Source organism: Paenibacillus sp. VTT E-133291 (genome assembly GCF_002264395.1).
In the GTDB taxonomy this organism is placed as follows: domain Bacteria; phylum Bacillota; class Bacilli; order Paenibacillales; family Paenibacillaceae; genus Paenibacillus_AQ; species Paenibacillus_AQ nitricinens.
Window position 1 is genome coordinate 15318 of sequence record NZ_NFVA01000008.1, and the last position, 22969, is coordinate 38286.

General features: G+C 42.8%; 24 protein-coding genes, 1 pseudogene and 2 riboswitches. Of the genes and pseudogenes, 24 read left to right on the forward strand and 1 reads right to left on the reverse strand.

The window, feature by feature from the left end; all coding sequences use genetic code 11:
- Positions 1–46: 46 nt before the first annotated feature.
- The 15 genes and pseudogenes from bcaP (at position 47) to murB (ending at position 15756) form a co-directional block, all read left to right on the forward strand.
- Positions 47–1429 carry a branched-chain amino acid transporter BcaP gene (gene bcaP / locus CA598_RS05365; RefSeq protein ID WP_094875739.1) on the forward strand — a complete coding sequence of 461 codons (1383 nt, stop codon included), beginning with the start codon at positions 47–49 and terminating at the stop codon, positions 1427–1429.
- A 26-nt stretch (positions 1430–1455) separates the two neighbouring features.
- Positions 1456–2745, forward strand: coding sequence for a WD40/YVTN/BNR-like repeat-containing protein (locus CA598_RS05370; RefSeq protein WP_094869126.1), 1290 nt, complete (start codon positions 1456–1458; stop codon positions 2743–2745).
- A gap of 243 nt (positions 2746–2988) precedes the next feature.
- A complete protein-coding gene (locus CA598_RS32130; RefSeq protein WP_179085723.1) occupies positions 2989–3165 on the forward strand; it encodes a hypothetical protein in 177 nt (58 codons plus the stop codon).
- Between the two features lie 191 nt (positions 3166–3356).
- Positions 3357–3749: a DUF2500 domain-containing protein gene (locus tag CA598_RS05375; protein WP_179283592.1), complete on the forward strand. Its 393-nt coding sequence runs from the start codon at positions 3357–3359 to the stop codon at positions 3747–3749.
- 208 nt (positions 3750–3957) lie between these two features.
- The gene (locus CA598_RS05380; protein ID WP_094869125.1) at positions 3958–4389 is read left to right on the forward strand and encodes a cell wall hydrolase; all 432 of its coding nucleotides are present in this window, start codon (positions 3958–3960) and stop codon (positions 4387–4389) included.
- A gap of 125 nt (positions 4390–4514) precedes the next feature.
- Positions 4515–4994: a spore coat protein GerQ gene (gene gerQ / locus CA598_RS05385; RefSeq protein ID WP_094875742.1), complete on the forward strand. Its 480-nt coding sequence runs from the start codon at positions 4515–4517 to the stop codon at positions 4992–4994.
- Between the two features lie 311 nt (positions 4995–5305).
- Positions 5306–6622: a hemolysin family protein gene (locus CA598_RS05390; protein ID WP_094869124.1), complete on the forward strand. Its 1317-nt coding sequence runs from the start codon at positions 5306–5308 to the stop codon at positions 6620–6622.
- A 160-nt stretch (positions 6623–6782) separates the two neighbouring features.
- The gene (locus tag CA598_RS05395) at positions 6783–7535 is read left to right on the forward strand and encodes a DsbA family protein (RefSeq protein ID WP_094869123.1); all 753 of its coding nucleotides are present in this window, start codon (positions 6783–6785) and stop codon (positions 7533–7535) included.
- On the forward strand, positions 7532–7996 hold the full coding sequence (locus CA598_RS05400) for a disulfide oxidoreductase (RefSeq protein WP_094869122.1): 465 nt from the start codon (positions 7532–7534) through the stop codon (positions 7994–7996). Before CA598_RS05395 ends, CA598_RS05400 begins: the two co-directional genes overlap by 4 nt.
- A 196-nt stretch (positions 7997–8192) precedes the next feature.
- Positions 8193–8350, forward strand: a riboswitch (cyclic di-AMP (ydaO/yuaA leader).
- A 123-nt stretch (positions 8351–8473) separates the two neighbouring features.
- Positions 8474–10274: pseudogene (locus tag CA598_RS05405) on the forward strand (APC family permease).
- A gap of 202 nt (positions 10275–10476) precedes the next feature.
- Positions 10477–11484 (forward strand): ABC transporter substrate-binding protein, encoded by a 1008-nt coding sequence (locus CA598_RS05410; protein WP_094869120.1) that lies wholly within the window; start codon positions 10477–10479, stop codon positions 11482–11484.
- 218 nt (positions 11485–11702) lie between these two features.
- The gene (locus tag CA598_RS05415; protein WP_094875744.1) at positions 11703–12758 is read left to right on the forward strand and encodes a FecCD family ABC transporter permease; all 1056 of its coding nucleotides are present in this window, start codon (positions 11703–11705) and stop codon (positions 12756–12758) included.
- The gene (locus CA598_RS05420; RefSeq protein ID WP_094875746.1) at positions 12758–13792 is read left to right on the forward strand and encodes a FecCD family ABC transporter permease; all 1035 of its coding nucleotides are present in this window, start codon (positions 12758–12760) and stop codon (positions 13790–13792) included. The genes CA598_RS05415 and CA598_RS05420 overlap by 1 nt, the downstream gene beginning before the upstream one ends.
- Positions 13793–13892: 100 nt before the next feature.
- Entirely contained in the window at positions 13893–14684 is a 792-nt protein-coding gene (locus CA598_RS05425; protein ID WP_094875747.1) for an ABC transporter ATP-binding protein, read from the forward strand.
- A gap of 160 nt (positions 14685–14844) precedes the next feature.
- The gene (murB, locus tag CA598_RS05430; RefSeq protein WP_094875749.1) at positions 14845–15756 is read left to right on the forward strand and encodes a UDP-N-acetylmuramate dehydrogenase; all 912 of its coding nucleotides are present in this window, start codon (positions 14845–14847) and stop codon (positions 15754–15756) included.
- Between the two features lie 69 nt (positions 15757–15825).
- Here the strand turns inward: murB and ymzB are convergent, their stop codons facing one another.
- Complete coding sequence (gene ymzB / locus CA598_RS05435) at positions 15826–16161, reverse strand: protein YmzB (protein WP_094875750.1); 336 nt, start codon at positions 16159–16161, stop codon at positions 15826–15828.
- A 90-nt stretch (positions 16162–16251) separates the two neighbouring features.
- Between ymzB and CA598_RS33430 the strand changes: the two genes are divergently transcribed.
- The 9 genes from CA598_RS33430 (at position 16252) to CA598_RS05480 (ending at position 22969) form a co-directional block, all read left to right on the forward strand.
- Entirely contained in the window at positions 16252–16506 is a 255-nt protein-coding gene (locus tag CA598_RS33430; protein ID WP_373455809.1) for an ATP-binding cassette domain-containing protein, read from the forward strand.
- A gap of 146 nt (positions 16507–16652) precedes the next feature.
- Positions 16653–16696, forward strand: a riboswitch (PreQ1 riboswitch).
- A gap of 151 nt (positions 16697–16847) precedes the next feature.
- The gene (gene queF / locus CA598_RS05445; protein WP_094869177.1) at positions 16848–17333 is read left to right on the forward strand and encodes a preQ(1) synthase; all 486 of its coding nucleotides are present in this window, start codon (positions 16848–16850) and stop codon (positions 17331–17333) included.
- Positions 17334–17362: 29 nt separating this feature from the next.
- Positions 17363–18025: a 7-cyano-7-deazaguanine synthase QueC gene (queC, locus tag CA598_RS05450; RefSeq protein ID WP_094875754.1), complete on the forward strand. Its 663-nt coding sequence runs from the start codon at positions 17363–17365 to the stop codon at positions 18023–18025.
- Positions 18025–18507, forward strand: coding sequence for a 6-pyruvoyl trahydropterin synthase family protein (locus CA598_RS05455; RefSeq protein ID WP_094869113.1), 483 nt, complete (start codon positions 18025–18027; stop codon positions 18505–18507). The genes queC and CA598_RS05455 overlap by 1 nt, the downstream gene beginning before the upstream one ends.
- A complete protein-coding gene (gene queE, locus CA598_RS05460; protein ID WP_094875755.1) occupies positions 18500–19222 on the forward strand; it encodes a 7-carboxy-7-deazaguanine synthase QueE in 723 nt (240 codons plus the stop codon). Before CA598_RS05455 ends, queE begins: the two co-directional genes overlap by 8 nt.
- Positions 19223–19352: 130 nt before the next feature.
- The gene (locus CA598_RS05465; protein WP_094875757.1) at positions 19353–19877 is read left to right on the forward strand and encodes a cysteine hydrolase family protein; all 525 of its coding nucleotides are present in this window, start codon (positions 19353–19355) and stop codon (positions 19875–19877) included.
- Complete coding sequence (locus tag CA598_RS05470; RefSeq protein ID WP_256990365.1) at positions 19878–20696, forward strand: VanW family protein; 819 nt, start codon at positions 19878–19880, stop codon at positions 20694–20696. It begins immediately after the preceding gene.
- A gap of 80 nt (positions 20697–20776) precedes the next feature.
- On the forward strand, positions 20777–21913 hold the full coding sequence (locus CA598_RS05475; RefSeq protein WP_094875759.1) for a zinc-dependent alcohol dehydrogenase: 1137 nt from the start codon (positions 20777–20779) through the stop codon (positions 21911–21913).
- Positions 21914–22054: 141 nt separating this feature from the next.
- Entirely contained in the window at positions 22055–22969 is a 915-nt protein-coding gene (locus CA598_RS05480) for a DMT family transporter (protein ID WP_179283590.1), read from the forward strand.

The following is a 22969-nucleotide window of genomic DNA, read 5'->3' on the forward strand; positions in this document are numbered from 1 at the left end:
TCTCTAATCAATTTGACAACAAGACTAGACAGGAGAGAATGTAAGAATGGATTTATTTCGCAAAAAACCGCTAATCGCACCTTCAAACTCCGGTACAACCAAGTTAAATAAAACACTCGGTGCGCTGGATCTAACCATGTTAGGTGTAGGAGCGATTATTGGTACTGGTATTTTTGTAATGACAGGAGTAGCGGCAGCAGAACACGCTGGTCCTGGCCTTGTCATTTCATTCCTGTTAGCCGCGTTTGCCTGCGTGCTGTCAGCCCTTTGTTATTCAGAGTTTGCATCGAGCATCCCAGTCTCCGGAAGTGCCTATGCTTATAGTTATGTAGCTTTTGGAGAATTACTCGCTTGGATTTTGGGCTGGGACCTTGTGTTAGAGTATGGCGTTGCAGCAGCTGCAGTGAGCAGCGGGTGGTCAGGCTATTTACAGGGACTTTTAGAGGGCTTTGGTATCCATATTCCTACAGCACTATCCGGGGCGTATAATGCGGAAGCAGGTACCATTATTAATTTACCAGCAGTAATAATCATTTTACTAATTTCCTACTTACTAACACGGGGAACTAAAGAGACTGCTCGTTTTAATGCGATTATGGTTATTATCAAAATAGCTGTAGTGCTTTTGTTTATCGTAACTGGATTTTTCTATGTTAAACCAGAGAACTGGACTCCATTCCTGCCCTTTGGCTATCAAGGTGTTGTGAACGGTGCGGCAACTGTCTTCTTTGCCTACATAGGTTTTGATGCGTTATCGACTGCTGCAGAAGAAGTAAAGCAGCCTCAGCGCGATTTGCCTATAGGGATTATTTCATCCCTTGCTATATGTTCTGTATTGTATATCCTAGTTTCACTTGTATTAACGGGGATTATACCTTATACGGATCTCAATGTTAGTGATCCCGTTTCTTATGCGCTCCGTGTTGTAAATCAAGATATGATAGCGGGTTTAATCTCTGTTGGAGCTATTGCGGGAATGACCACCGTACTGCTCGTAATGCTGTTCGGTCAAACTAGATTGTTATTTGCAATCTCACGTGATGGTCTTTTACCACGAGGATTGTCTAAGATCAATGCTAAAACACAGACACCTATTCGGAGTACGTGGATGGTTGGGATCATTATAGCTGTATTAACGGGCTTTATTCCATTGGATCGATTGGCTAACTTAACAAGCATTGGAACACTGTTTGCCTTCTTTGTCATTTCATTGGGGATAATTGCCCTGCGGGTTATTCATCCTAATATGAAAAGAGGATTCAGAGTACCCTGGGTACCCTTCATTCCATTGCTAAGTGCGGCAACATGCGGATATTTGATGTATAATCTAGGAAGTGAGACATGGATTGGATTTCTGATTTGGACAGGTCTTGGGCTTCTGATCTATTTTCTATACGGCTACCGTAATAGTAAGTTAAATTATAAATAAGATTCCAATTGAGAGGAGAGAGGGCATTGACATCTAGAACCGCTGGATTGAAAACTCTAAGAATGTTTATGATGCTATTTTTTCTAGCGTGGATAGTCTCAGCATGTTCTTCACCACCACCGGAGCCTTCTCCACAGCCACAACCTACAGAAGCACCGGAAGAAGGACAGACGATTACTCTCATTACACCACCTAGTAACAATACTAACAAAGAGAGTGGCCCGAAATATCAGGTTCAAACTCGAATTACGGGTTTTCATCTGCTTAGTGAGACAGAGGGCATGGTATGGGGTGTAACAAAAAATGAACTTCGTTTGTACGTTACCCATAATAACGGGTCGACCTGGGCTAATATCTCTCCTGCACCCAATGTGCAGTTCCTTTCCACACCTGTCTATGGAAAAGGCATCTTTTTCACTGACTCTAATCATGGTTGGATTATAAGAAGTGCCTTTGGTACGACAGAAAATATAGTGTTACGAACCACAGATGGAGGGAAGAGCTGGAAAATCTCTTCATTAGGTGATGATAATAATGTATCTTCCGTTTATTTCAATTCACCAACTCAGGGATGGCTAATGACCTCTGCGAACGCTACTCCTAATAAGGAAAGCAAGGCGATTTATTCAACGACAGACGGTGGGGCCACATGGGAAGAAGTGATGCAGAATGAACAGTATAATCCGAACCTTCCAAATCATTCGATCCCGTTCACAGGAGTAAGTACTGGAATGATCTTCAAGAATCATGTAGAAGGATTTGTGACTTTGCAAACCGGTGCCCTTCCTAAGATCTTTATAACTAAGGACGGCGGGCAGAGTTGGAATCCGGGACAGTCTTTTCTGGTAAATGAACAACTGGAAAGCTGTGACAGAGTCATTACTGGCAAACCAGAGTTCTTCGATGCTAGTAAGACTAATGGTTGGATGTCTGTGGGCTGCCAAAATGATAAAGATAAGACGATTACTTACCACGGTTACTTTACCGCTAATGGTGGAGACAACTGGAAATTCACCCCTTTTGAATTAAAGAGTCCAACCGGAGGGAATCATCAGAGCGCTCCGACATTTCTGGATTCGCAAGTTGGTTGGGCAATTATTGGTGATACGCTTTACCATACCGTTAATCAAGGGAAAACTTGGCTCCCTCTTAAGGAGAGCAGTGTTCTGCAGTCTAAGCTTGAGGAATATCCTGAGACGATTAAGATGCAGTTTATTTCCGCAGAGGTGGGATGGCTTTTGCTTGAGAAAAAAGAACAAAAACGCTCGCTCCTCTTACAAACTACAAATGGTGGGATTAGTTGGCGTGTGATGTAAAGTGAAGCTGTTTCAAAAGTAGTAGATACTACTTTTGAAACAGCTTTCTTTAAAAAATAAACAAGAATGAACTTCCAAATCAATTTGTTTTTGATTGATTGAATATAAGGAAAAAACTTAATTAAAATTTTCTTTAAAGATGTGAAAAAAATCACATGACATTTAATTGATTGTGTGATATATTTAACACATAGAACAAGTTCAAATTTTCACAAACTTAACTTTCGAATAGGAGAGATTACAATGAAAACTTTTGAAACAGATTATATGACAAGAAACCTACTGCAACTTTGCTACAACTGTGATGATGCTCACCTGTGTGAAACGGAAGAACAATGCAGAGCATGCTGGGCAGACAATGGTATGTTAGATGTTGAGACTGATGAAACGAAGCAATTGCTAGACCTCGTTCATGCTTAATCTGAACACTCAAAACTATGATTAAAGACCACACGATTTCTTGATTTCTAAGAAAACGAAGTGGTCTTTTTGCATGAAGTCTCACTAATTTAATGCTTTCTGGACTAGAAGAGGCATATACATGTACAGAAGTGCCTGAAGTTAAGCTAAGGGTTGAATTAATGGGTATGAAGGGGGACAATGTCATGGGAATGGGCCCGGATCTTTCATGGATGTTTGATTTCTCTGGAACAGTGATGCCAATATTTCTCATTGTAATGGTTGGTATTCTTGCAGTTTCAGCAGGCAGGGGTTTGCTTCAATGGAGCCGGAACAATAGCTCACCCATGCTAACTATCCCTGCCCGTATCGTCAGCAAACGGAGTGAAATAAGGCAGCAGCAGGTTCAAGAAGATAATGGTTCAAGTCGTACAAGTACAACATACTACTTAACGTACGAATTGAATGGAGGCACTCGAATTGAATTTAAAGTAGATGGCCATGAATATGGAATGAGTGCAGAAGGCGATAAAGGCATGCTTACCTATCAAGGAACTAGATATCACGGATTTGAGCGACAACCACACTACTCCACAGCGGAGTAGTCATTAGCATTCATTCTTAAACCATTCTTCTGTTCTATTCAACGGAGCAGAGGGATGGTTTTTATTTGCGGTCTAATAAGCAACTAGACGGAATGTAAATGGCTTTAAAATTAGGTGGGAACTGTCACCTCTTGGGCTAATGCACATACAATACACCATGCAGTTAAGAACGAGGTTGTTTACGAAGCAACCCCAAGGAGGAGACAGCGTGGCCGTCATCAAAACGAACTCGGAAGATGTGAGGGTGCTAGCGCGGTTGATGAGAGCGGAAGCTGAGGAAGATGGAGATCTCGGTATGCTTATGGTTGGCAATGTTGGTGTCAACCGGATTCTTGGCAATTGCCTTGATTTTTTGAACATTCGTACTGTGAATGACATGGTCTATCAAAGTCCGGGAGGATTCGAAGCCCCGCAAAAAAGCTACTTTTATCAACGAGCAAGAGAAGCAGACATCCGTCTTGCTAAACGTGCAATTGCAGGTGAAAGAACATGGCCAGCGACCAATGCTTTATGGTTCTTCCGTCCTGTAGGAGATTGCCCTCCAACCTGGTATAACCAACAAAACACTGGCCGCTTTAAAGCTCATTGTTTCTTTACTCCGACTGGAGAAGATTGCCCGGCTGTATTTATTGGTAATTAACAGGGTAACTGTGTAAAAGAGAATTACTCATTATTATGAGTAATTCTCTCAGTAAGCTAGTGTAAAGGTTCTTTTGTATCCAAAGGGAGCAACTGCTCCGATAAATATTTAGGAGGTTTCATTAAATGATCGTTCAACCATACCGTCCCGTTACTTACACTATTGGCAGTGTTTCTTCTTCAGGTATGCAAATGCCAATGTCTACAGGAATGCAAGGCATGCAAGGGATGCAAGGAATGCAAGGCATGGGTAGCATGCCACCACAAGTTAGCAGCGGAAGTCCGATGACACCAGGAGGGGTTGTAGTTCAAAACCCGCCTCAACAGTTTGAACAATCGTATATCGAAAATATTTTCAGACTGAATTTAGGCAAAGTAGGTACATTTTATTTTACTTACGAAAATAACAAAGAGTGGAATGCCAAAGTTTACAAGGGTGTGCTGGAAGCTGCGGGCCGTGACCACATTATTATTAGTGACCCAGTAACTGGTCAACGTACTGTATTACTTATGATTTATTTTGATTATGCTACATTTGATGAGCCCCTTACTTATCAGTACCCTGGTGTGATCGGTAATCCTCCTACAACAAGAAACTGTCGTTAATCAAGGTCTTATATTTGGTATGAACCCCATCACTTAACCGTGAGGGGGTTTTCTCTATTTATGCTGATATTTTGGAATAATAAGGGGAATAAAGGCCTATTTTTTTTCGAAAGGACACGCATGCTTGCGGTTTGCCCCAATATATTAATATAATAAAGTATATATTCAAAAACGTGATTCTAGACTGGAGATGAAAGCATTGGGAAATTGATACTGAAAGGAACAACTGGCAAGCGATTTGCCAATACTCTTAAAAAACGAAGGAGGTGGGCCTATCCATCCGTACGGAGAATGGTGGATAGGATTATAAATTGAGCGACCCTTTACCCGGTATATTACACGTAGGTCTTATTATTCTGTTGGTATTATTAAATGGATTCTTTGTTTCAGTTGAGTATGCAATGGTGAAAGTACGAAGCGGTAGAATCGATACCCTTATTGAAGAAGGTAGTAAAAAAGCTTTAAAAGCGAGAAGCATTGTACGCAACTTGGAAGGTTATCTATCCGCCTGTCAACTTGGTATTACATTGGCTTCACTTGCGTTAGGATGGTTGGGGCAGCCCGCTATAGCTAACCTTGTTGGGCCCTTATTAGGAAGTATAGGTTTTGGAGTAACCGCTGTTAATGTTGTATCTTTGATTATTGCTCTAATGTTTATCACTATCTTGCATATCGTGCTAGGAGAGCTTGCACCTAAGACTATTGCAGTTAACAAGGCTGAATCTGTCCTTTTGCTAACATCGGGGCCGATGAATGTGTTTTACAAGATCATGTATCCAGTGATTTGGATCGTAAACGGGCTGGCACGTGGTTTATTACGGATCTTCCGTTTATCCCCTGCTTCAGAGCTGGGAACGGCGCATACGGAAGAAGAAATCCGTATTATTATGCAAGAAAGTAATAAAAGCGGCTTTATTGATAATACCGAAATGGCGCTGGTTGACAATATTTTTGAATTTGTGGATACAATGGCCCGCGAGATCATGATTCCTCGAACAGAAATGATCTGCTTGAATAATCATCTTTCAACGGAAGAGAACCTTGAGATTGCTTTTGATGGAATGAGGACGCGTTATCCTGTCTGTGATGGTGATAAGGATCATATCCTTGGCTTCATCCATATCAAGGACTTAATTAGGGATCGTGAACAAAGCTATAATAAATTGATCCGTCCTATACTAACTGTACCAGAATCTATTCAGATTAGTGCTCTGTTGAAAGTCATGCAGCGCGCAAAGACACAAATCGCCATTCTGATTGATGAGTACGGTGGAACATCAGGAATGGTTACGCTGGAAGATATCATGGAGGAGATTGTAGGAGAAATTCAGGATGAGTTCGATGAAGAACGTCCTGGTGTTGAGAAGCTGGGGGAGGATGAACACTCCATCGACGGCTTGATGCTTATTGAAGAGATCAATGATCTTTTGGGGCTCCATATGGATACTGAGGATTATGATACGATAGGCGGTTGGCTGTATTCTAAATTGGAGGTTAATCCACCTCAAAAAGGACAGTCTGTAGAATTTGATGATCATCTGTTTATTGTGGAAGAAACGGATCATAAGCGGATTTCTCGAATTAAACTGCTGAAGTTACAGCTATTGACTGAAGAAGCTGGTGCATAACGAACTTATTAGAATGATTAGGACACAGTGCTATAGTGCTGTGTCTTTTTTTACAGAGTTTTTACAGTATTGTTTGCCAAAAAGAGACTAAAAATTATATAATTTTAAATGTATATGATAAAAACTACATTAGTCCACAGAGGACAGAAAGGAACTCTCCTTGAGTAAACCTAATAAAAGTACAAGCGTTCCCCAGCTTAGCAAACAAGAGAAACGGCGGGTAGAACAGGAGCAGCAAAAGCAGAAGACGAGAATTTTAATTATTAGTTCAATTGCTTTAGTAGTCATTATTTTTGTTGGATTGTTTATGTTAGCTTCGAAAGATGCCACAAAAAATGCCACTTCGGGAGAACCAGTAGCATTCAATTACAGTGAGCTACCTAGAGTTGGTAAAGAGGATGCACCTGTTAAAATTGTTGAATTTGGAGACTTAAAATGTCCAGCGTGTTCCCAATTTGCAACTTCAGTTAAACCGAAAATTGTTCAAGATTTTGTCAACGAGGGAAAAGCAGCGCTCTACTTTGTAAATATGGCTTTCGTTGGTCCAGACTCTGAAACGGCCTCACTTGCTGCATTATCTGTTTATCATCAGAATAATGATGAGTTCTGGAAGTTCTATGATGCTGTATATGCTCAGCAAGGTGATGAAAGTGAAGAATGGGCGACTGAAGATTTCTTAGTAAGCCTTGCGGAGAAAGAGAAGTTAGCTATCGATTACGAACTGCTTCGTAAAGATATTAAGGATCGTACGTATGCAGATGAGCTGAATAAGGGTATGCAGTTAGCTAGTGAAGCTGGGGTGACGACTACACCATCCCTTTACATCAATGGAGTAATGATTGCGGATCCTTTTAACGTTGAAGCGATTTCAACTGAAATTAACGACGCCGCAAAAGCTGTGGAGGCAAAGTGACAAAGTTCCTATCTTTTTGCAAGCGTAACTGCCTGTATCTGGCCTGGTTCGTCTCTTTAGTTGCTGTAGCTGGTAGCTTGTATTTGAGCGAAGTATTGAAATATGAACCTTGTAAGCTTTGCTGGTTCCAGCGAATTTTTATGTATCCTCAGTTATTCCTCTTGGGAATTGCGACGTTTCGAGGAGATAAAAGGATTATCCCATATGTACTTCCATTAAGCTTGATTGGTGGCAGTATCTCGATTTATCATTATGCGGAGCAGAAGATTCCTGCGTTAAGTAAAGTGCTTCCTTGTACAATTGGTGTTCCTTGTAATAAGGATTACTTGAACTATTTCGGATTCATTACGATTCCTTTTCTTGCTTTAATCGCGTTTGCTTTAATAAGTATTTTACTTTGGTACGGACGCAAGGAAGAAGAAGTGATGGAATTAGAAACAGAAGAAAGTTTAGGATTTTGATTTTTCAACTTTGAAGGAACGAAAAAATGTGAAAAGTGACTAAAAACACGACCCAGAGGGATAATTGAAGAGAATGAAAGAGAGCATCCAATTAGACGATGTATTTGCGCTTTTTGGATGTTTTTTCATTCTTTTTTCATTTTTTTCAACGCTTTACTGCATACACTTTGTAGACTAATATTAGACCTTGTGAGAAGTTGAATATGCGCTGAATTTTCTTAGGAAAAACGGGGGAACCAAACTTGGCATATGTGCCAATGGGGTGAATCGGAATAGGTCGATTGGACTTGTACCGTAGGGCTAAACCACAGCCCGAATCCGCCAGCTAACCTCGTAAGCAAGGTGGGATAATGACCATGCATAGCATGCGGATCATTTCCGTATGCTATTTTTTGTGTCTGCATTTATGAAATCCACCAATGAAAACAGCGCGCGGAAATTCCGTTTCAGCTCCCAAGGAAAGGAACTGTATCCACCATGGTAAGCAAGGTAAAACGACTATTGATCGGGCGTCCGATGAAGTCGAACGAACTCGATCATGAAAAGTTATCCAAGGTTAAAGCACTGGCTGTCCTGTCTTCTGATGCGCTCTCGTCTGTAGCCTACGGAACGGAACAAATTCTGATTGTACTGGTGGCTGCCGGGTTTACTGCCATCTGGTATTCCCTGCCAATTGCATTAGCCGTATTGGGCCTGCTGGCCATCCTGATTTTATCCTATCGGCAGACGATCTACGCTTATCCGCAAGGAGGAGGAGCTTACATCGTTGCCAAGAGTAATCTTGGTGTTCCGACAGGGCTTTTAGCAGGAGGGTCTTTGTTAGTGGATTACATTCTGACCGTAGCTGTTAGTGCCTCGGCAGGGACAGATGCGATCACATCAGCGTTTCCAAGTCTTCATAATCACACGGTTCTTATTGCTGTATCCGTAATTATTCTTCTAACATTGATTAATCTTCGCGGAGTTACAGAATCGGCTTCATTTATCGCAATCCCAGTGTATTTGTTTGTGGTGTCGATTGTAGTTTTGATTATCTCCGGTGTTATTAAATATGCAGCAGGTGGCGTACATGCGAATGTCCCTGAAATAGGCAGCGCCGTCTCCAATGTTAGTTTGTTTCTACTATTAAAAGCCTTCAGTTCTGGTTGTTCGGCACTTACGGGTGTAGAGGCTGTATCTAATGCCATTCCAAACTTTAAAGCACCGGCTGAAAAGAATGCAGCCAAGACCTTAATGGTCATGGGGGTTATACTTGGATTTATGTTTACAGGTATCACATTACTGGCCTATTGGTACGGTATAGTGCCTGATGAAAAGGCAACGGTTGTTTCTCAGATCGCTGAATCGACCTTTGGTCGCGGAACTTTATACTTTTTCATTCAAGGGATTACAGCAGTCATTTTATTCTTAGCAGCTAATACAGCTTACTCAGCGTTCCCGCTGCTCGCCTTTATGTTTGCAAAAGATAAATATATGCCACATGCTTTTATGGTTCGTGGTGACCGTCTAGGTTTCTCAAATGGTATTATTTTTCTAGGTGTTCTGTCTGCGGTACTTGTAGCTGCATTTCACGGAAATACAGAAAGCTTGATTCCTCTTTATGCGGTAGGTGTCTTCATTCCGTTCACATTGTCTTCATTGGTTTAAAACCAAACCAGCGGGATGGAAAAAAAGATTTGTTGTAAATACCATCGGTATGCTGACTACATTGACAATTACGCTTATTTTTATCATTACTAAGTTCTCAAGCGTATGGATGGCGTTCATTTTCTTACCTGCTGTAATGTTTGTGTTCCACCGCATTCACAAGCACTATTTGAACACTGCAGATCAGCTTCGTATATGTCCGGCTACGGATAAACCTTTGATTAAAGGAAGTACGGTTGTTGTCCCTGTTGCTGGTGTAACACGTGCTGTACTGCATTCCATCAGCTATGCTAAGTCTCTAACAGATAATGTAGTAGCCGTGTATGTTGGCTTTGATGAAGAGGACATTCAAAAGATGGAGCAACGGTGGGAGGAATGGAATCCGGGTGTACGCCTGATTGTACTTCGTTCCAGATATCGCAGTATTATTCGTCCGTTAGTGAAATTTATTGATACCGTGGAGTGGAAGACCGCAGCGACGGATCATATCACGATTCTGATTCCACAGTTTATAACTAAGCATTGGTGGCAAGCTGTACTTCATAATCAGACCAGCTTTTTAATCCGTTCGTATCTAATGAATTCAAAAGATGTTGTAGTTGCGACTGTCCCCTATCATTTGAATAAATAATGGATTATTAAGGAGAGGCTATATCCGGAACGTTCGGAATATAGTCTCTTTTGTATTTTTCTTGAAGGAAAATGCTGCAAATCAACAAAATTTTAAATTTATAGGTTGACACAGAGAATGAGAATCAATATCATTTAAAAGTGAGACAGAGGTAAACAACACCTTTGAATATCAAAGCAGGTATATATTAGGAGGGTATTTAATGTTTTCGTTAAACAGAAAAAGATTTGGAAGCATGAAATTGACGATGATCGGACTAATAGTGATGACGCTATTCCTATCCGCTTGCGGTAATAATAATGCTGAAAGTTCATCCAATGCAGGAACGGAGCCTACAACAGCGCCTACTGCAGAAGCTACAGAAGCACCGGCAGCACCAAAAACGTTAACGGATGCGATGGGGCATGAAGTAACGATCCCTGCTAATCCTGGGCGTGTTCTGGGTTCTTATTTGGAAGATTCTTTGGTAACGCTGGGTGTGACTCCAGTAGCCCAATGGTCTGTGCCAAATGGCGTTCAGGATTATCTGGCTGCTGAATTGAAAGATGTCCCTACCATTAGCTACGATCTTCCATTGGAGGCAGTAACCAGCTTCGCTCCGGATCTGATTCTTATCCCATCGGAGTCTTCCGTACAGAATGGTATCTACGACCAACTGAATAAGATTGCACCGACATATGTGATTGGGGATAAGCTAAATCAAGATTGGCGTAAATCGCTACTCAAGATTGGTGAAATTCTGAACAAAACCCCTGAAGCAGAGAAAGCCATTAAAGATTATGAAGACAAAGCGGCGGCTGCGAAAGAAAAGCTTAAAGGAGCTATTGGAGAAGAGTCCGTGGCGATTTTATGGCTGGTACAAAAAAACTTCTATATTGTAGACGAAACTCGCAGCAGTGGTGCTGTATTATATACAGACCTTGGTGTAAAGCTGCCTAACTTAGTAACAGAAATTCCTGTGGGTACAAGAGCTACTTGGAATCCAATTTCGCTGGAGAAGCTTTCTGAGCTGACTGCAGATCATATTATCCTTGTAAATAGTGATAAGACTGAGGGTTCGGAGATTCTGGACAGTGCCATTTGGAAAGGCATCCCGGCTGTAAAAGCTGGTAATGTGCATGAAATGAGCTCAACAAGCAGTTGGCTATACAGTGGTGCGAACGCTGGTGGCAAAATCATTGACGATGTGTTAACAAGTCTTGTGAAATAAAAGTCGTAATTCACCATGAATGAGACTGCTCATTTGGGTGGGGAAGGGCGTGCAGATCAGTATCTTAGATACAAAGATCTGCACCATTTTTTTATAAACTACGCCCATATTACGGGAAAATGGCTCCTGCAATTGTACAACATTAATTTTTTTGCGATAATGAGAATGATTGTTGTTATCATATAGACTATTGTAACTATCGATTAAGGAGACGACTCATGGTTTCACCCTCAGATTTCGCACATCGCAATAAAAATGATACACAAAAAGCTCTACATACCCGTCCGGCAGCTGCAATAGGTATTCTGATTTTTGGACTTGCTGCTATTGCCTTTGGACTGGCACTTTCAGTCTCAGTGGGTGCGGCAAATATCAAGCTAGCTACGGTATGGGAAGCAATATTTCAATTCAATCCAGATATACAGCAACATCAGGTGATTAGAGAACTAAGACTTCCACGCGTGATCGCAGGTGCTTTAGTCGGTGCTTGCTTCGCAGTAGCCGGGGCAATCATGCAGGGGATGACAAGGAACCCACTTGCGGATTCAGGTCTGCTCGGCTTGAATGCGGGAGCGGGTGTAGCGCTTGCTATAGTATTTGCTTTTGCACCTTCGCTCTCCTTCACTACACTTATGTTGTTTTGTTTTATTGGTGCCGCAGTTGCTTCTTTTATCGTATTCGGAATTGGGTCGCTTTCCTTTAATGGCCTGACACCGTTGCGGTTGACACTTGCGGGCTCTGCTGTCAGCGCATTACTAGTTGCTGTTAGCCAGGGCATAGCGATTCTTTTTAACTTATCTCAGGATATAGCTTTTTGGTTAGCTGGTGGAATGGGAGGAGCTAGCTGGACTCAGATCAAAATCATTTTCCCTTGGGTGTTTGTGGCATTAATTGCAGCGATGATGTTATCGCGTTCCGTCACATTGCTCAGTTTAGGTAAGGAAGTGGCCGTTGGTCTGGGGCAGCGGACTCGATTAGTCCAGTTGGCATGTATGATTGTTGTAGTCGTTCTTGCCGGAAGTGCAGTATCCATGGTTGGCCCGATTGCTTTTATAGGACTAATTATTCCACATGTTACGCGTTATTTCGTGGGGGTAGATTATCGCTGGATTATTCCTTGCTCGGCAGTACTTGGGAGCTTATTGATTATCTTTGCGGATATCGCCGCTAGAATGATCAATGCACCTTATGAAACGCCGCTAGGCGCTTTAATTGCCATTATCGGGGTACCCTTCTTCATTTACTTGGCGAGTAAGCGGAAGGGGGAGCTGTAATGCACAGATTAACCCTTTCTCCAAATGAAAAAGAACGCCGCAAACGCGTGCTTACAGTATTATCGCTCCTAGCTATACTGATCGTCGTCATGTTTATTATCAGTATGAATACAGGGTTTATGCGCCTATCCCCATTGGAGGTATTACATACACTGCTGGGAGATGGAACACATCAGCAAAAGCTTATTTTATTTGATTTTAGATTACCTCGCATCGTAATTTCACTGTTGGTTGGAGCGGGCTTTGCAGTGTCAGGCTGTATCTTACAGAGTCTCGCACGAAATGCACTTGCTGAGCCGGCTACGCTGGGCATAAGTGCGGGTGCAGGTTTTGCGGTAATCATTTTCATCTCGTTTTTTCCGGCTACAACAGCAGCTCCGGTATTCGTCTTGCCGCTCTTAGCGCTTGGAGGGGCTAGCTTAACCGCCGCTTTAATCTATCTTCTCGCTTATCGGAAAGCAGATGGTCTATCTCCAACAAGGTTGATCCTTATCGGGATTGCGGTCGCTGCCGGAATTAATGCTTGCCAGCTTGTGTTGGCACTTCGGCTTGATCCTAATAATTATCAATTTGTAGCGACTTGGATCGCCGGTAAAATATGGGGTGGGGATTGGAGATTTGTCCTTGCTCTGTTACCTTGGATAGCGATTTTGTTACCGTTTGCCTTCTATAAAGCACGGATTCTTAATGTATTGAATCTAGGCGATCATACTTCACTAGGGCTTGGAATGAGAGTGGAGAAGGAGCGTATTCTTCTACTCATGACAGCAGTGGCGCTTGCCGGCTCCTGCGTTGCTGTAAGCGGAGGTATAGGCTTCGTTGGACTGATAGCACCACACTTGGCTCGCAGGCTTGTAGGTCCCCGTCATCAGGTATTATTGCCGGCTAGTGCGTTGACAGGGGCACTCCTTATGATTACTGCCGATACGATCGGCAGATGGGTATTACAACCTGCAGAAGTTCCCACGGGCATTGTGGTTGCAATTATTGGCGCACCTTACTTTTTATATTTACTCGCCAAATCAAAAGCGTGAGTATAGCTCCATACAACGTAGCGCGTGCTTACGAAGCGGAATTTATTATGTAGTTCATTCTAGGAGCATAGCTCCATAAAACTTATAAGGAGTTGTTATCATGTCAGAACGTTTGAATACAGAAGAATTAAGTATTGGGTATGCAGAGGCTACAATTGTTAAAGGATTGAACTTGACTATCCCAACGGGAAAAATCACTGCACTAGTGGGCGCTAACGGCTCCGGTAAATCTACAATCCTCAAAACGATGGCTCGGATCATGAAGCCTAAGAGCGGCAGTGTAATGCTGGACGGCAAATCAATCCATAACTTTTCAACGAAAGAGGTAGCTCGTCAACTTGCGATTTTACCGCAAAACCCAACAGCTCCAGACGGTCTAACGGTTTCTGAGCTTGTCAGCTACGGTCGTTTCCCCCATCAAAAAGGTTTCGGTACAATGACCGCAGAGGATCGCAACATTATCTCGAACGCAATCTCCGTTACGGGGATGGAACCATTCCATGATCGTCCGATTGACCGTCTATCGGGTGGACAACGTCAACGCGCTTGGATCGCTATGGCATTGGCACAAGAGACGGATATTTTGTTCTTAGACGAACCAACAACATTTCTAGATATGGCTCACCAGCTTGAAGTCCTACAGCTTCTGCAAAAGCTGAATGAGGAAGAAGGGCGTACCATTATCATGGTCGTGCATGATTTGAATCATGCTACTCGTTATGCGCAGCATATGGTAGCTATCAAGTCGGGTACTGTGATTAGTGAAGGATCACCTACTGAGGTTATGACCCCAAATGTATTGCGCGAAGTGTTTGGCATTGAAGCAGATATTGTTCCAGATCCACGTACGGGAGTGCCACTGTGCCTTCCTTACGAGCTTGCTGCCTATTAAGCGGTATAATCATATTCGATAATCATACAACGAACAGGCTCCCGTCATTGACAAGGGAGCCTGTTCGTTGTTACAGTTGGGGTTGCCTACAAATCCATGATACCACTACTAAAAATAGATTAAGGACCATCATTTATACATGGTTAAAGGAGCATGAAACATGAATATTGACAAAATTCAAAATGACCTAGAGCAGCTAATGACTGCAGGAATTGTGAAGAGTCATGAGAACTTAAAAGATCACGTGTATACCAAAATGGGCGGTAAAGCAGATATTTTGGCAGCACCAGCTACTTATGAGGAAATTCAAAAGATTGTTACATATGCGGAACAGAATGGGATCACCCTTACTGTACTTGGGAACGGTTCGAATGTGATTATCCGCGATGGCGGTGTACGTGGAATCGTTCTGCAAACGGCAGGACTAACGGATGTGGGGATTCGAGACAATCTCTTATATGCGGAGTGCGGCGCTAAGATTATTGATGTTTCCAGATATGCGCTGGATATGGAGCTTACGGGTCTTGAGTTCGCCTGTGGCATTCCAGGAACGGTTGGTGGAGCGTTATACATGAACGCAGGCGCTTACGGCGGAGAAATTAAAGATGTACTGCATAGTGCGCTAGCTATAACTAAGAGCGGGCAATTGGTGACTCTGCAAGGGGATGAGCTGCAATGGGGTTATAGAAAAAGCGTGTTCGCAAGCGGTGAATACATCGTACTTGAGGCCAATTTTGCTATGACTTCAGGTGATGCATTAGCCATCAAGTCGAAAATGGATGAACTTACTTACCTGCGTGAATCCAAGCAACCGCTTGAGTATCCTTCCTGTGGTAGTGTCTTTAAACGTCCTCCAGGTCGGTTTGCAGGTCAGTTAATTCAAGAGAGTGGCTTGCAGGGAACAAGAATCGGTGGTGCTGAGGTATCCAAGAAGCATGCAGGGTTTATTGTAAATGCAGATCATGCAACCGCCAGCGATTACATTGGGCTAATTCACCATGTAAGGGCGACTGTGAAGGATAAATTCGGTGTGGAGCTGGAAACTGAAGTGGAGATCATTGGAGAAGAGTAACTTATTAATCGTATAAATCGAAAGAGCCCCAGATTTACTGCGGGCTCTTTTGCTGTTATTACAACTTGCTTAATTTACTGAGAGGGTATATATAGCTCGATCTGTCGTAATTTCCGCCTTACGATCTCCTATGTCCTCAATCCGAAGCCCGTCAATAGCTAAGTCATAGGTGGAGTGTGGTAGCGATACTAGCTCACCATCGGCGTTTAAAGTGCTGCCAAATCCTTTTAATATTATTGCACTCCCTAGATAATCATCGATAACATCCTCCGCACTCCGAAACTCAACGGCCTCTAGATTAAAATGAATTTTATCCAGATCACGAAGCTCTTTCTTTTCAATTACAATAGTTTCATTCACATGACTGTTAATCCAGTCCATAACTTTCTGTATACTTTGTTCCATTAGATGAGCCCACCTTTACCTCGAAGATTATTAAGTTTAAGTTACCCTTTTCTTAGGATTTGAATCCATATTTCTGCTATATTAGAACGAATTACTTTTGCTGTGAAAAAGGGCGAGGCCTTTGGGTTTCTAGGTCCCAAGGGTGTTGGGAAGACAACAACAATGTGCATGATGACAGGTCTACTTCAGTCTACAAGCGGAGAAATTTTAATTAATGGCATGAATATTTCACATCATAAAAAAGAAATCCATGCCAAATTGGTGTTGTTTTTGAGCTTCCCAATCTGTACATGCGTTGTTCTATCCGAGATAACCTGGAGCTGTTCGCTGATCTCTGTAAGGTAGCACCAATTTGAGTGATTGAAGTCATGGAAACTTCAACTGTTTGACAAGGGAAAAGCTAAGGCAAAGCGTAGAACTTGTCAGGAGCAGGTTACCCATGGTATAGTTCAAGACGCAATATGCTTAAAGAAGAAGTCTGCACGGATGATGCAGGAGAGGTTCGCGAACTCCCTCTATAAAAAACTAAGAGTATATTAAATCATATAAGCGGATGCGCTCCTTTATCGGGACGTTGCTTCCGTTTCTTCTTAGTGGAGCCAAGTTTTCGAAATCTCGTTCTTCTTTCCATTACCGGCCAAGGCCGAAGGAAAAGAGAGGGGTTTTTTGTCGTGTCAGAAGGAAGAATGAAAGAGGAAATGCAAGAGGTTACTTTGCTTGGGAATCAGGGAACGCAGTACCAGTTTGGTTATGATCCAGATATTTTAGAGGTGTTTGATAACAAACATCCTGGGCGTGATTATTTTGTTAAATTCAACTGTCCTGAGTTCACAAGCTTATGTCCTGTAACAGGCCAGCCGGATTTTGCTACATTGTATATTTCATATATTCCTGAGCAGAAAATGGTGGAATCCAAATCATTAAAGCTATATTTGTTTAGCTTCCGTAACCATGGTGACTTTCATGAGGACTGTGTCAACATTATTATGAATGATCTGATCGCACTGATGGACCCTCGTTACATTGAGGTGTGGGGGAAGTTCACTCCGCGTGGAGGCATCTCTATTGACCCTTATTGCAACTATGGAAGACCGGGTACGAAGTATGAAGCGATAGCGGAGCACCGCTTAATCAATCATGACCTCTATCCGGAAAAAGTGGACAACCGCTAATCCCAATAAGTTGATAAGGAGAGATTTAGATGAATAAGAAAGCACTCGTCGTATTCAGCGGCGGACAAGATAGCACCACTTGCCTGGTATGGGCTTTGAAGCAATTTGAGGAAGTGCAGGTTGTTACCTTCAATTATAATCAGCGGCATGCGGCCGAAATCGAAGTGGCTACAGAAATAGCGGCTAAGTTTAAGGTACAACAGCATATCCTAGATCTTGGGCTGCTGAATCAGCTGGCACCCAATGCACTAACCCGCCAAGATATTGATATCGTTGCTGGCGAAGGCGATGAGCTTCCTAGCACGTTTGTAGACGGACGGAATCTGTTGTTTTTATCTTTTGCGGCAATATTAGCTAAACAGCTGGATTACTCCCATATCGTTACGGGTGTCTGTCAAACGGACTTTAGCGGGTATCCGGACTGCCGTGATGTATTTGTGAAATCATTAAATGTTACGCTGAATTTATCTATGGACTATGAGTTTGCAGTACACACTCCACTGATGTGGCTGGATAAAAAAGAAACATGGAAGATGGCCGATGAACTGGGCTATTTTGATTATGTTCGTGAACACACATTAACCTGTTACAACGGCATAATTGGGAGTGGCTGTGGAACTTGTCCAGCTTGTCTTTTACGTCAGCGTGGTCTTGAACAGTATGAGGCAGAAAGAACGGAGGTTAGTTCTTAATGCTAAACGAGGTTTCAGTCTGCAAAATATTCACGTTCGACGCGGCGCATCAATTAGTGGGCCACAAGGGGAAATGCAGCAATCTGCATGGACATACTTATAAGCTTGAAGTAGTGCTCAAGGGTAAACCTATGACCGCGGAAGGCCATTCGGATGAAGGGTTTGTTATTGATTTCAGCGATATCAAAATGACAGTACAACAAAGCCTTGTAGATCGTTTAGATCACGCTTTTCTCGCTATGGGGAATGAACCTGTATTAGAGACGTTAGTGAATACTGGCTCCAAAGTAGCTTTATTGTCTTTCCGCACCACGGTTGAGAATATGTCCTCCTATATTGCCTATAAGCTGAAGCAAGCGGGGCTGCCGCTCTACGCTGTAAAGCTGTGGGAGACACCAACCTCCTGGGCAGAGGTACTGGCTGAAGATATCCCTGAGGATGGGCCGTCTTACCGCTTGTATGGAGGCTGTGACTGTGAGTAAGATTCCCGTAATTGAAATGTTTGGTCCGACCATTCAAGGGGAAGGTGCGGTGATTGGTGTAAAGACGATGTTTGTCCGCACCTATGGCTGCGATTATCGCTGTGGCTGGTGTGACTCCTCCTTCACTTGGGATGGCACGGCGAAAGACAAGGTTCGTATGATGACCTCGGATGAAATTATGAATGAACTTTTAGCTATAGCTGGAGATAATTTCGACTGTGTTACGATTTCCGGCGGTAATCCTGCTTTAATTGGTGATGGGATGGGCACTTTTATTAACCAGCTTCATGAGCGAGGGAAACAAGCGGCTATAGAAACTCAGGGCAGTAAATGGCAGGACTGGTTCAATGATGTGGATGTGCTGACCATCAGTCCGAAACCACCAAGCTCAGGGATGACGACAAATTGGGAGATGCTAGATACCATCATGCGTAAGATGGAGAATCCGGGCCGTTCTACACATAGCCTGAAAGTCGTTGTGTTTGATGACAAAGATTTTGATTATGCAAAAGACGTTCACCAGCGATATCCCAATGTGCCGCTCTTCCTGCAGCCTGGGAATGATGATGTCACTGAAGAAGGAGACATTTCTGCTCGACTTTTGGGAAGGCTGGAGTGGCTGTTTAATAAAGTGATCATGGATTCAGAAATGAATAGAGTGCGAGTACTTCCACAGTTGCATGCTTTGATCTGGCATAATAAACGCGGTAAGTAAAAAGGATTGTAATGATGTGGGTGTCTGCTTAGCAGATGCCCTTTTTTTGTTGATTGGAGTCTTTAAATAGGTAGATAGAGTGTCCCATAATCTGGTATTATTTTTGTAAAAGCTCTAGGAGGTTATCCACTTGGAAAATTCAACTGCACTATTAATTATTGATGTTCAAGAAGCTATGTTCTCCTACCCTGATCAAAAGCTGTACGATGAAGAGGGGGTGATGGAGAGAATTATTTCCCTTCAGCACAAAGCTAGGGTGGCAGGCACTCCAATTGTTTATGTCCAACATACAGAAGATGAGGAATATACAAAAGGAACGCCCACGTGGCAGATTAGTCATCGTATCACACCGCAGGAAGGCGAAGTTATTGTGGAGAAGCCTACTTGGGATGCTTTTCACCGAACCGTACTGCAAGATGAGCTACAGAAGCTGGGGATCACGAATCTGGTGATTTGTGGAATGCAAAGTGAGTTCTGTCTAGATACGACGATAAGACGCGCATACAGCATGGGCTATAAAAGTGTATTGGTTTCAGACGCTCATAGCACCTTTGATAACAAAATGCTGAATAGTGAACAGATCGTTAAGCATCATAATGCCCTGCTTGGAGGGAGATTCGCCCAGTTACGAGCTGAAAGCGAGGTTCAGTTCTAGATGAATACCTCTCAGGCTGCCATGAAACCTATTCAGCGTTCTCGACTTAGATTATTTGCCGGAAAGCGATATTTTATTTACAAAAGATATCTGAAATGGTGTACTAGCCGCAGCAAGGTGGCGAAGCAACGCACTAGTGAAGTTTTATCTAATGAAGTGATGACTCATGCTACACCGTTATTAAGAAGTCTACGGAATGTAGATATGGTGCTTCAATACAATAAAATAACCAATTTACGTCTGGCGATAGCGAAACTGGATGGACTTATGGTGCAGCCGGGGGAGACTTTTTCTTACTGGAGAAGCATCGGGAAGCCCACGAAGCGAAAAGGGTATCTGGAGGGAATGGTGCTGCATTATGGTGGCTTCCATTCCGGGGTAGGCGGAGGCTTATGCCAGCTGTCCAATCTGATCTACTGGATGACACTGCATACACCTCTTACGGTTACGGAACGGCATCGGCACAGCTATGATGTTTTTCCAGATGAACAGCGTACACAGCCATTTGGAAGCGGGGCCACCTGTTCTTATAATTATTTGGATCTTCAAGTGAAGAATAACACAAATCAAGCCTATCAATTAAAGCTCTGGCTGGATGACAGCCATTTGCATGGGGAATGGAGATGCGACGAGCAATCCCTTTATAAATATGAAGTGTACGAAAGTGATCATCGAATTAGCTTAGAACCTTGGGGAGGGTATATACGCAGTAACAAGATTAGTCGAAAAGTATATACACGTACCGGCGACCTAGTTGGAGATGAAGATGTAACCGATAATTATGCGCTTATGATGTATTCCCCGCTTCTTCATGGATAAGAAGATAGGTCTTAGGGTTATAACATAGATGATGTTATCGTTACACCCTTTGCCATACTCTAAAGGAGCGGATGAACAGTATGAAGGCACTAACCTATCAAGGGAAGAAAAAAGTTAAGGTTAAAGAGGTAGCTGATCCGAAGCTTGAGAAAAAGGACGATATTATCGTTCGGATTACAACTACAGCGATTTGTGGCTCAGATCTACACATCTATAACGGTGAGATTCCAGGTATGCATGATGATTATATTATCGGTCATGAGCCTATGGGGATTGTTGAAGAAATTGGTCCTGACGTAACTAAAGTCAAGAAAGGTGATCGTGTCATTATTCCCTTTAATGTGGCCTGTGGCCAGTGTTTCTTTTGCCAGCATGAGATGGAGAGCCAATGCGATAATTCTAATGACGCAAAGGACACAGGTGGTTATTTAGGCTATACCGATACTTATGGTGGCTTTGCCGGGGGGCAGTCCGAGTTACTGCGGGTACCTTATGGTAATTTCGGCCCCTTTGTGGTTCCTGAGGATGCGGAAATGGAAGATGAGAAAATTCTTTTCTTATCAGATATTGTGCCTACAGCCTGGTGGGGAGTAGAAAGCGGAGGCGTGAAGCCAGGGGATACAGTGATTGTTCTCGGCTGCGGACCTGTTGGACTGTTAACTCAAAAATTCGCCTGGATGAAAGGTGCTTCTAGAGTCATAGCTGTTGACCATGTTGGTTACAGGCTGCAGCATGCGAAGCAAACCAATAAGGTTGAAATTTATAATTTTGAAGAGATCAAGGATATTGAGGCGCATTTGAAGGAGATTACTCATGGGGGAGCAGACGTAGTTATTGATTGCGTAGGTTTGGATGCCAAAATATCTGCTTTGGAAAAAGTGGAAACCACACTGAAGCTACAAGGCGGCTCACTCAGCGCATTTAGGATGGCCTCGGATATTGTACGTAAATTCGGAACCATTCAGCTAGTAGGGGTTTATGGGCTTAATTACAATATGTTCCCGCTGGGTCATCTATTTGAACGTAATATTACTTTAAAGATGGGACAAGCCCCAGTTATTCACTATATGCCTTTGCTTTATAAGATGATTAAAGAGAATAAATTTGATCCTACAGATATCATTACGCATCGCCTGCCCATCAGTAAAGCAGAGCATGGCTATGACGTTTTTAGTGAGAAAAAAGAGAATTGTATCAAGGTTGTTCTGAAGCCGTAACCTTATAGAAGCATGAGCTCTCGTCAGAAATGACGTGGCTTATGCTTTTTTTAGTGAAATCTAATGAAAATAGATGCATTTTTTTACGGTCTGCGTTAAATTAACATAAGTGACTTTAGATATTGAAAGGACGCGTACCATGTGAATCTTAAAAAACCGCCACTTCCTATTCCAATATTAATGTTGATTGGGATTGTGGCCATCTCATTTTCTGCTATTTTTATTAAATGGTCTGCAGCACCAGCGTCTATTCAAGGCATGTATCGGCTGTTATTCACCTCGCTATTGATGTTACCTTTTGCAAGGCCATACAGTGGAGCAGCGGTTGCGCTTCGTAAAAAGGACTGGATCATGTTAGTGCTCTCAGGCACTATGCTTGCTCTACATTTTTTGCTTTGGATGGGCTCTTTGAAGTATACTTCGGTAGCTAGTTCAACGATGATCATGGCGCTGGAGCCGGTTTTTATTATGCTGGGCGTTTATTTTTTGTATAAGGAAAAAACGGCTGCGTCTGCTATTCTGGGACTGAGTATTGCTATTGGCGGTGTAGTATTTATCGGCTGGGGAGACATTGGAATCTCTGCGGATAATCTTAAAGGCGATTTGTTATCGGTTGGAGGTACTGTAGCGGTAGCTGTGCATATGCTTATCGGTCAAAAGCTAGTGGTGCGTATGCCTTCCTATTTGTATAGCTTGATAGTCTTCTTGTCAGCAGCTGGCGTGTTTGCCATATACAATCTGTTCATGGGGATTTCCTTCTTTAATTATCCTGCGAATGAGTGGGGGATTTTCATATTGCTAGCTGTGGTACCCACGGTATTTGGGCATATTTTATTTAATTGGCTACTTCAGTATGTATCCGCAACTACGGTATCCATGAACATCTTAGGAGAACCCGTGGGTGCTAGCATCCTAGCTTTTCTGCTCTTAGGTGAACAATTAACAGCGCTGCAATGGGCTGGTGGACTGTTAGTCATGTTTGGACTCGGTGTATATTTGTACGCTGGAAGAAAGAAAACTATTCGGGTGGCAGATGCCATTCAGAATGCTTCATAA

Coding starts and splice junctions, on each gene's coding strand:
- bcaP (WP_094875739.1), top strand. CDS start 47: ATGGATTTATTTCGCAAAAAACCGCTAATCGCACCTTCAAACTCCGGT.
- CA598_RS32130 (WP_179085723.1), top strand. CDS start 2,989: ATGAAAACTTTTGAAACAGATTATATGACAAGAAACCTACTGCAACTT.
- CA598_RS05375 (WP_179283592.1), top strand. CDS start 3,357: ATGGGCCCGGATCTTTCATGGATGTTTGATTTCTCTGGAACAGTGATG.
- gerQ (WP_094875742.1), top strand. CDS start 4,515: ATGATCGTTCAACCATACCGTCCCGTTACTTACACTATTGGCAGTGTT.
- CA598_RS05410 (WP_094869120.1), top strand. CDS start 10,477: ATGTTTTCGTTAAACAGAAAAAGATTTGGAAGCATGAAATTGACGATG.
- CA598_RS05415 (WP_094875744.1), top strand. CDS start 11,703: ATGGTTTCACCCTCAGATTTCGCACATCGCAATAAAAATGATACACAA.
- CA598_RS05420 (WP_094875746.1), top strand. CDS start 12,758: ATGCACAGATTAACCCTTTCTCCAAATGAAAAAGAACGCCGCAAACGC.
- CA598_RS05425 (WP_094875747.1), top strand. CDS start 13,893: ATGTCAGAACGTTTGAATACAGAAGAATTAAGTATTGGGTATGCAGAG.
- murB (WP_094875749.1), top strand. CDS start 14,845: ATGAATATTGACAAAATTCAAAATGACCTAGAGCAGCTAATGACTGCA.
- ymzB (WP_094875750.1), bottom strand. CDS start 16,161: ATGGAACAAAGTATACAGAAAGTTATGGACTGGATTAACAGTCATGTG.
- queF (WP_094869177.1), top strand. CDS start 16,848: ATGAAAGAGGAAATGCAAGAGGTTACTTTGCTTGGGAATCAGGGAACG.
- queC (WP_094875754.1), top strand. CDS start 17,363: ATGAATAAGAAAGCACTCGTCGTATTCAGCGGCGGACAAGATAGCACC.
- CA598_RS05455 (WP_094869113.1), top strand. CDS start 18,025: ATGCTAAACGAGGTTTCAGTCTGCAAAATATTCACGTTCGACGCGGCG.
- CA598_RS05470 (WP_256990365.1), top strand. CDS start 19,878: ATGAATACCTCTCAGGCTGCCATGAAACCTATTCAGCGTTCTCGACTT.
- CA598_RS05475 (WP_094875759.1), top strand. CDS start 20,777: ATGAAGGCACTAACCTATCAAGGGAAGAAAAAAGTTAAGGTTAAAGAG.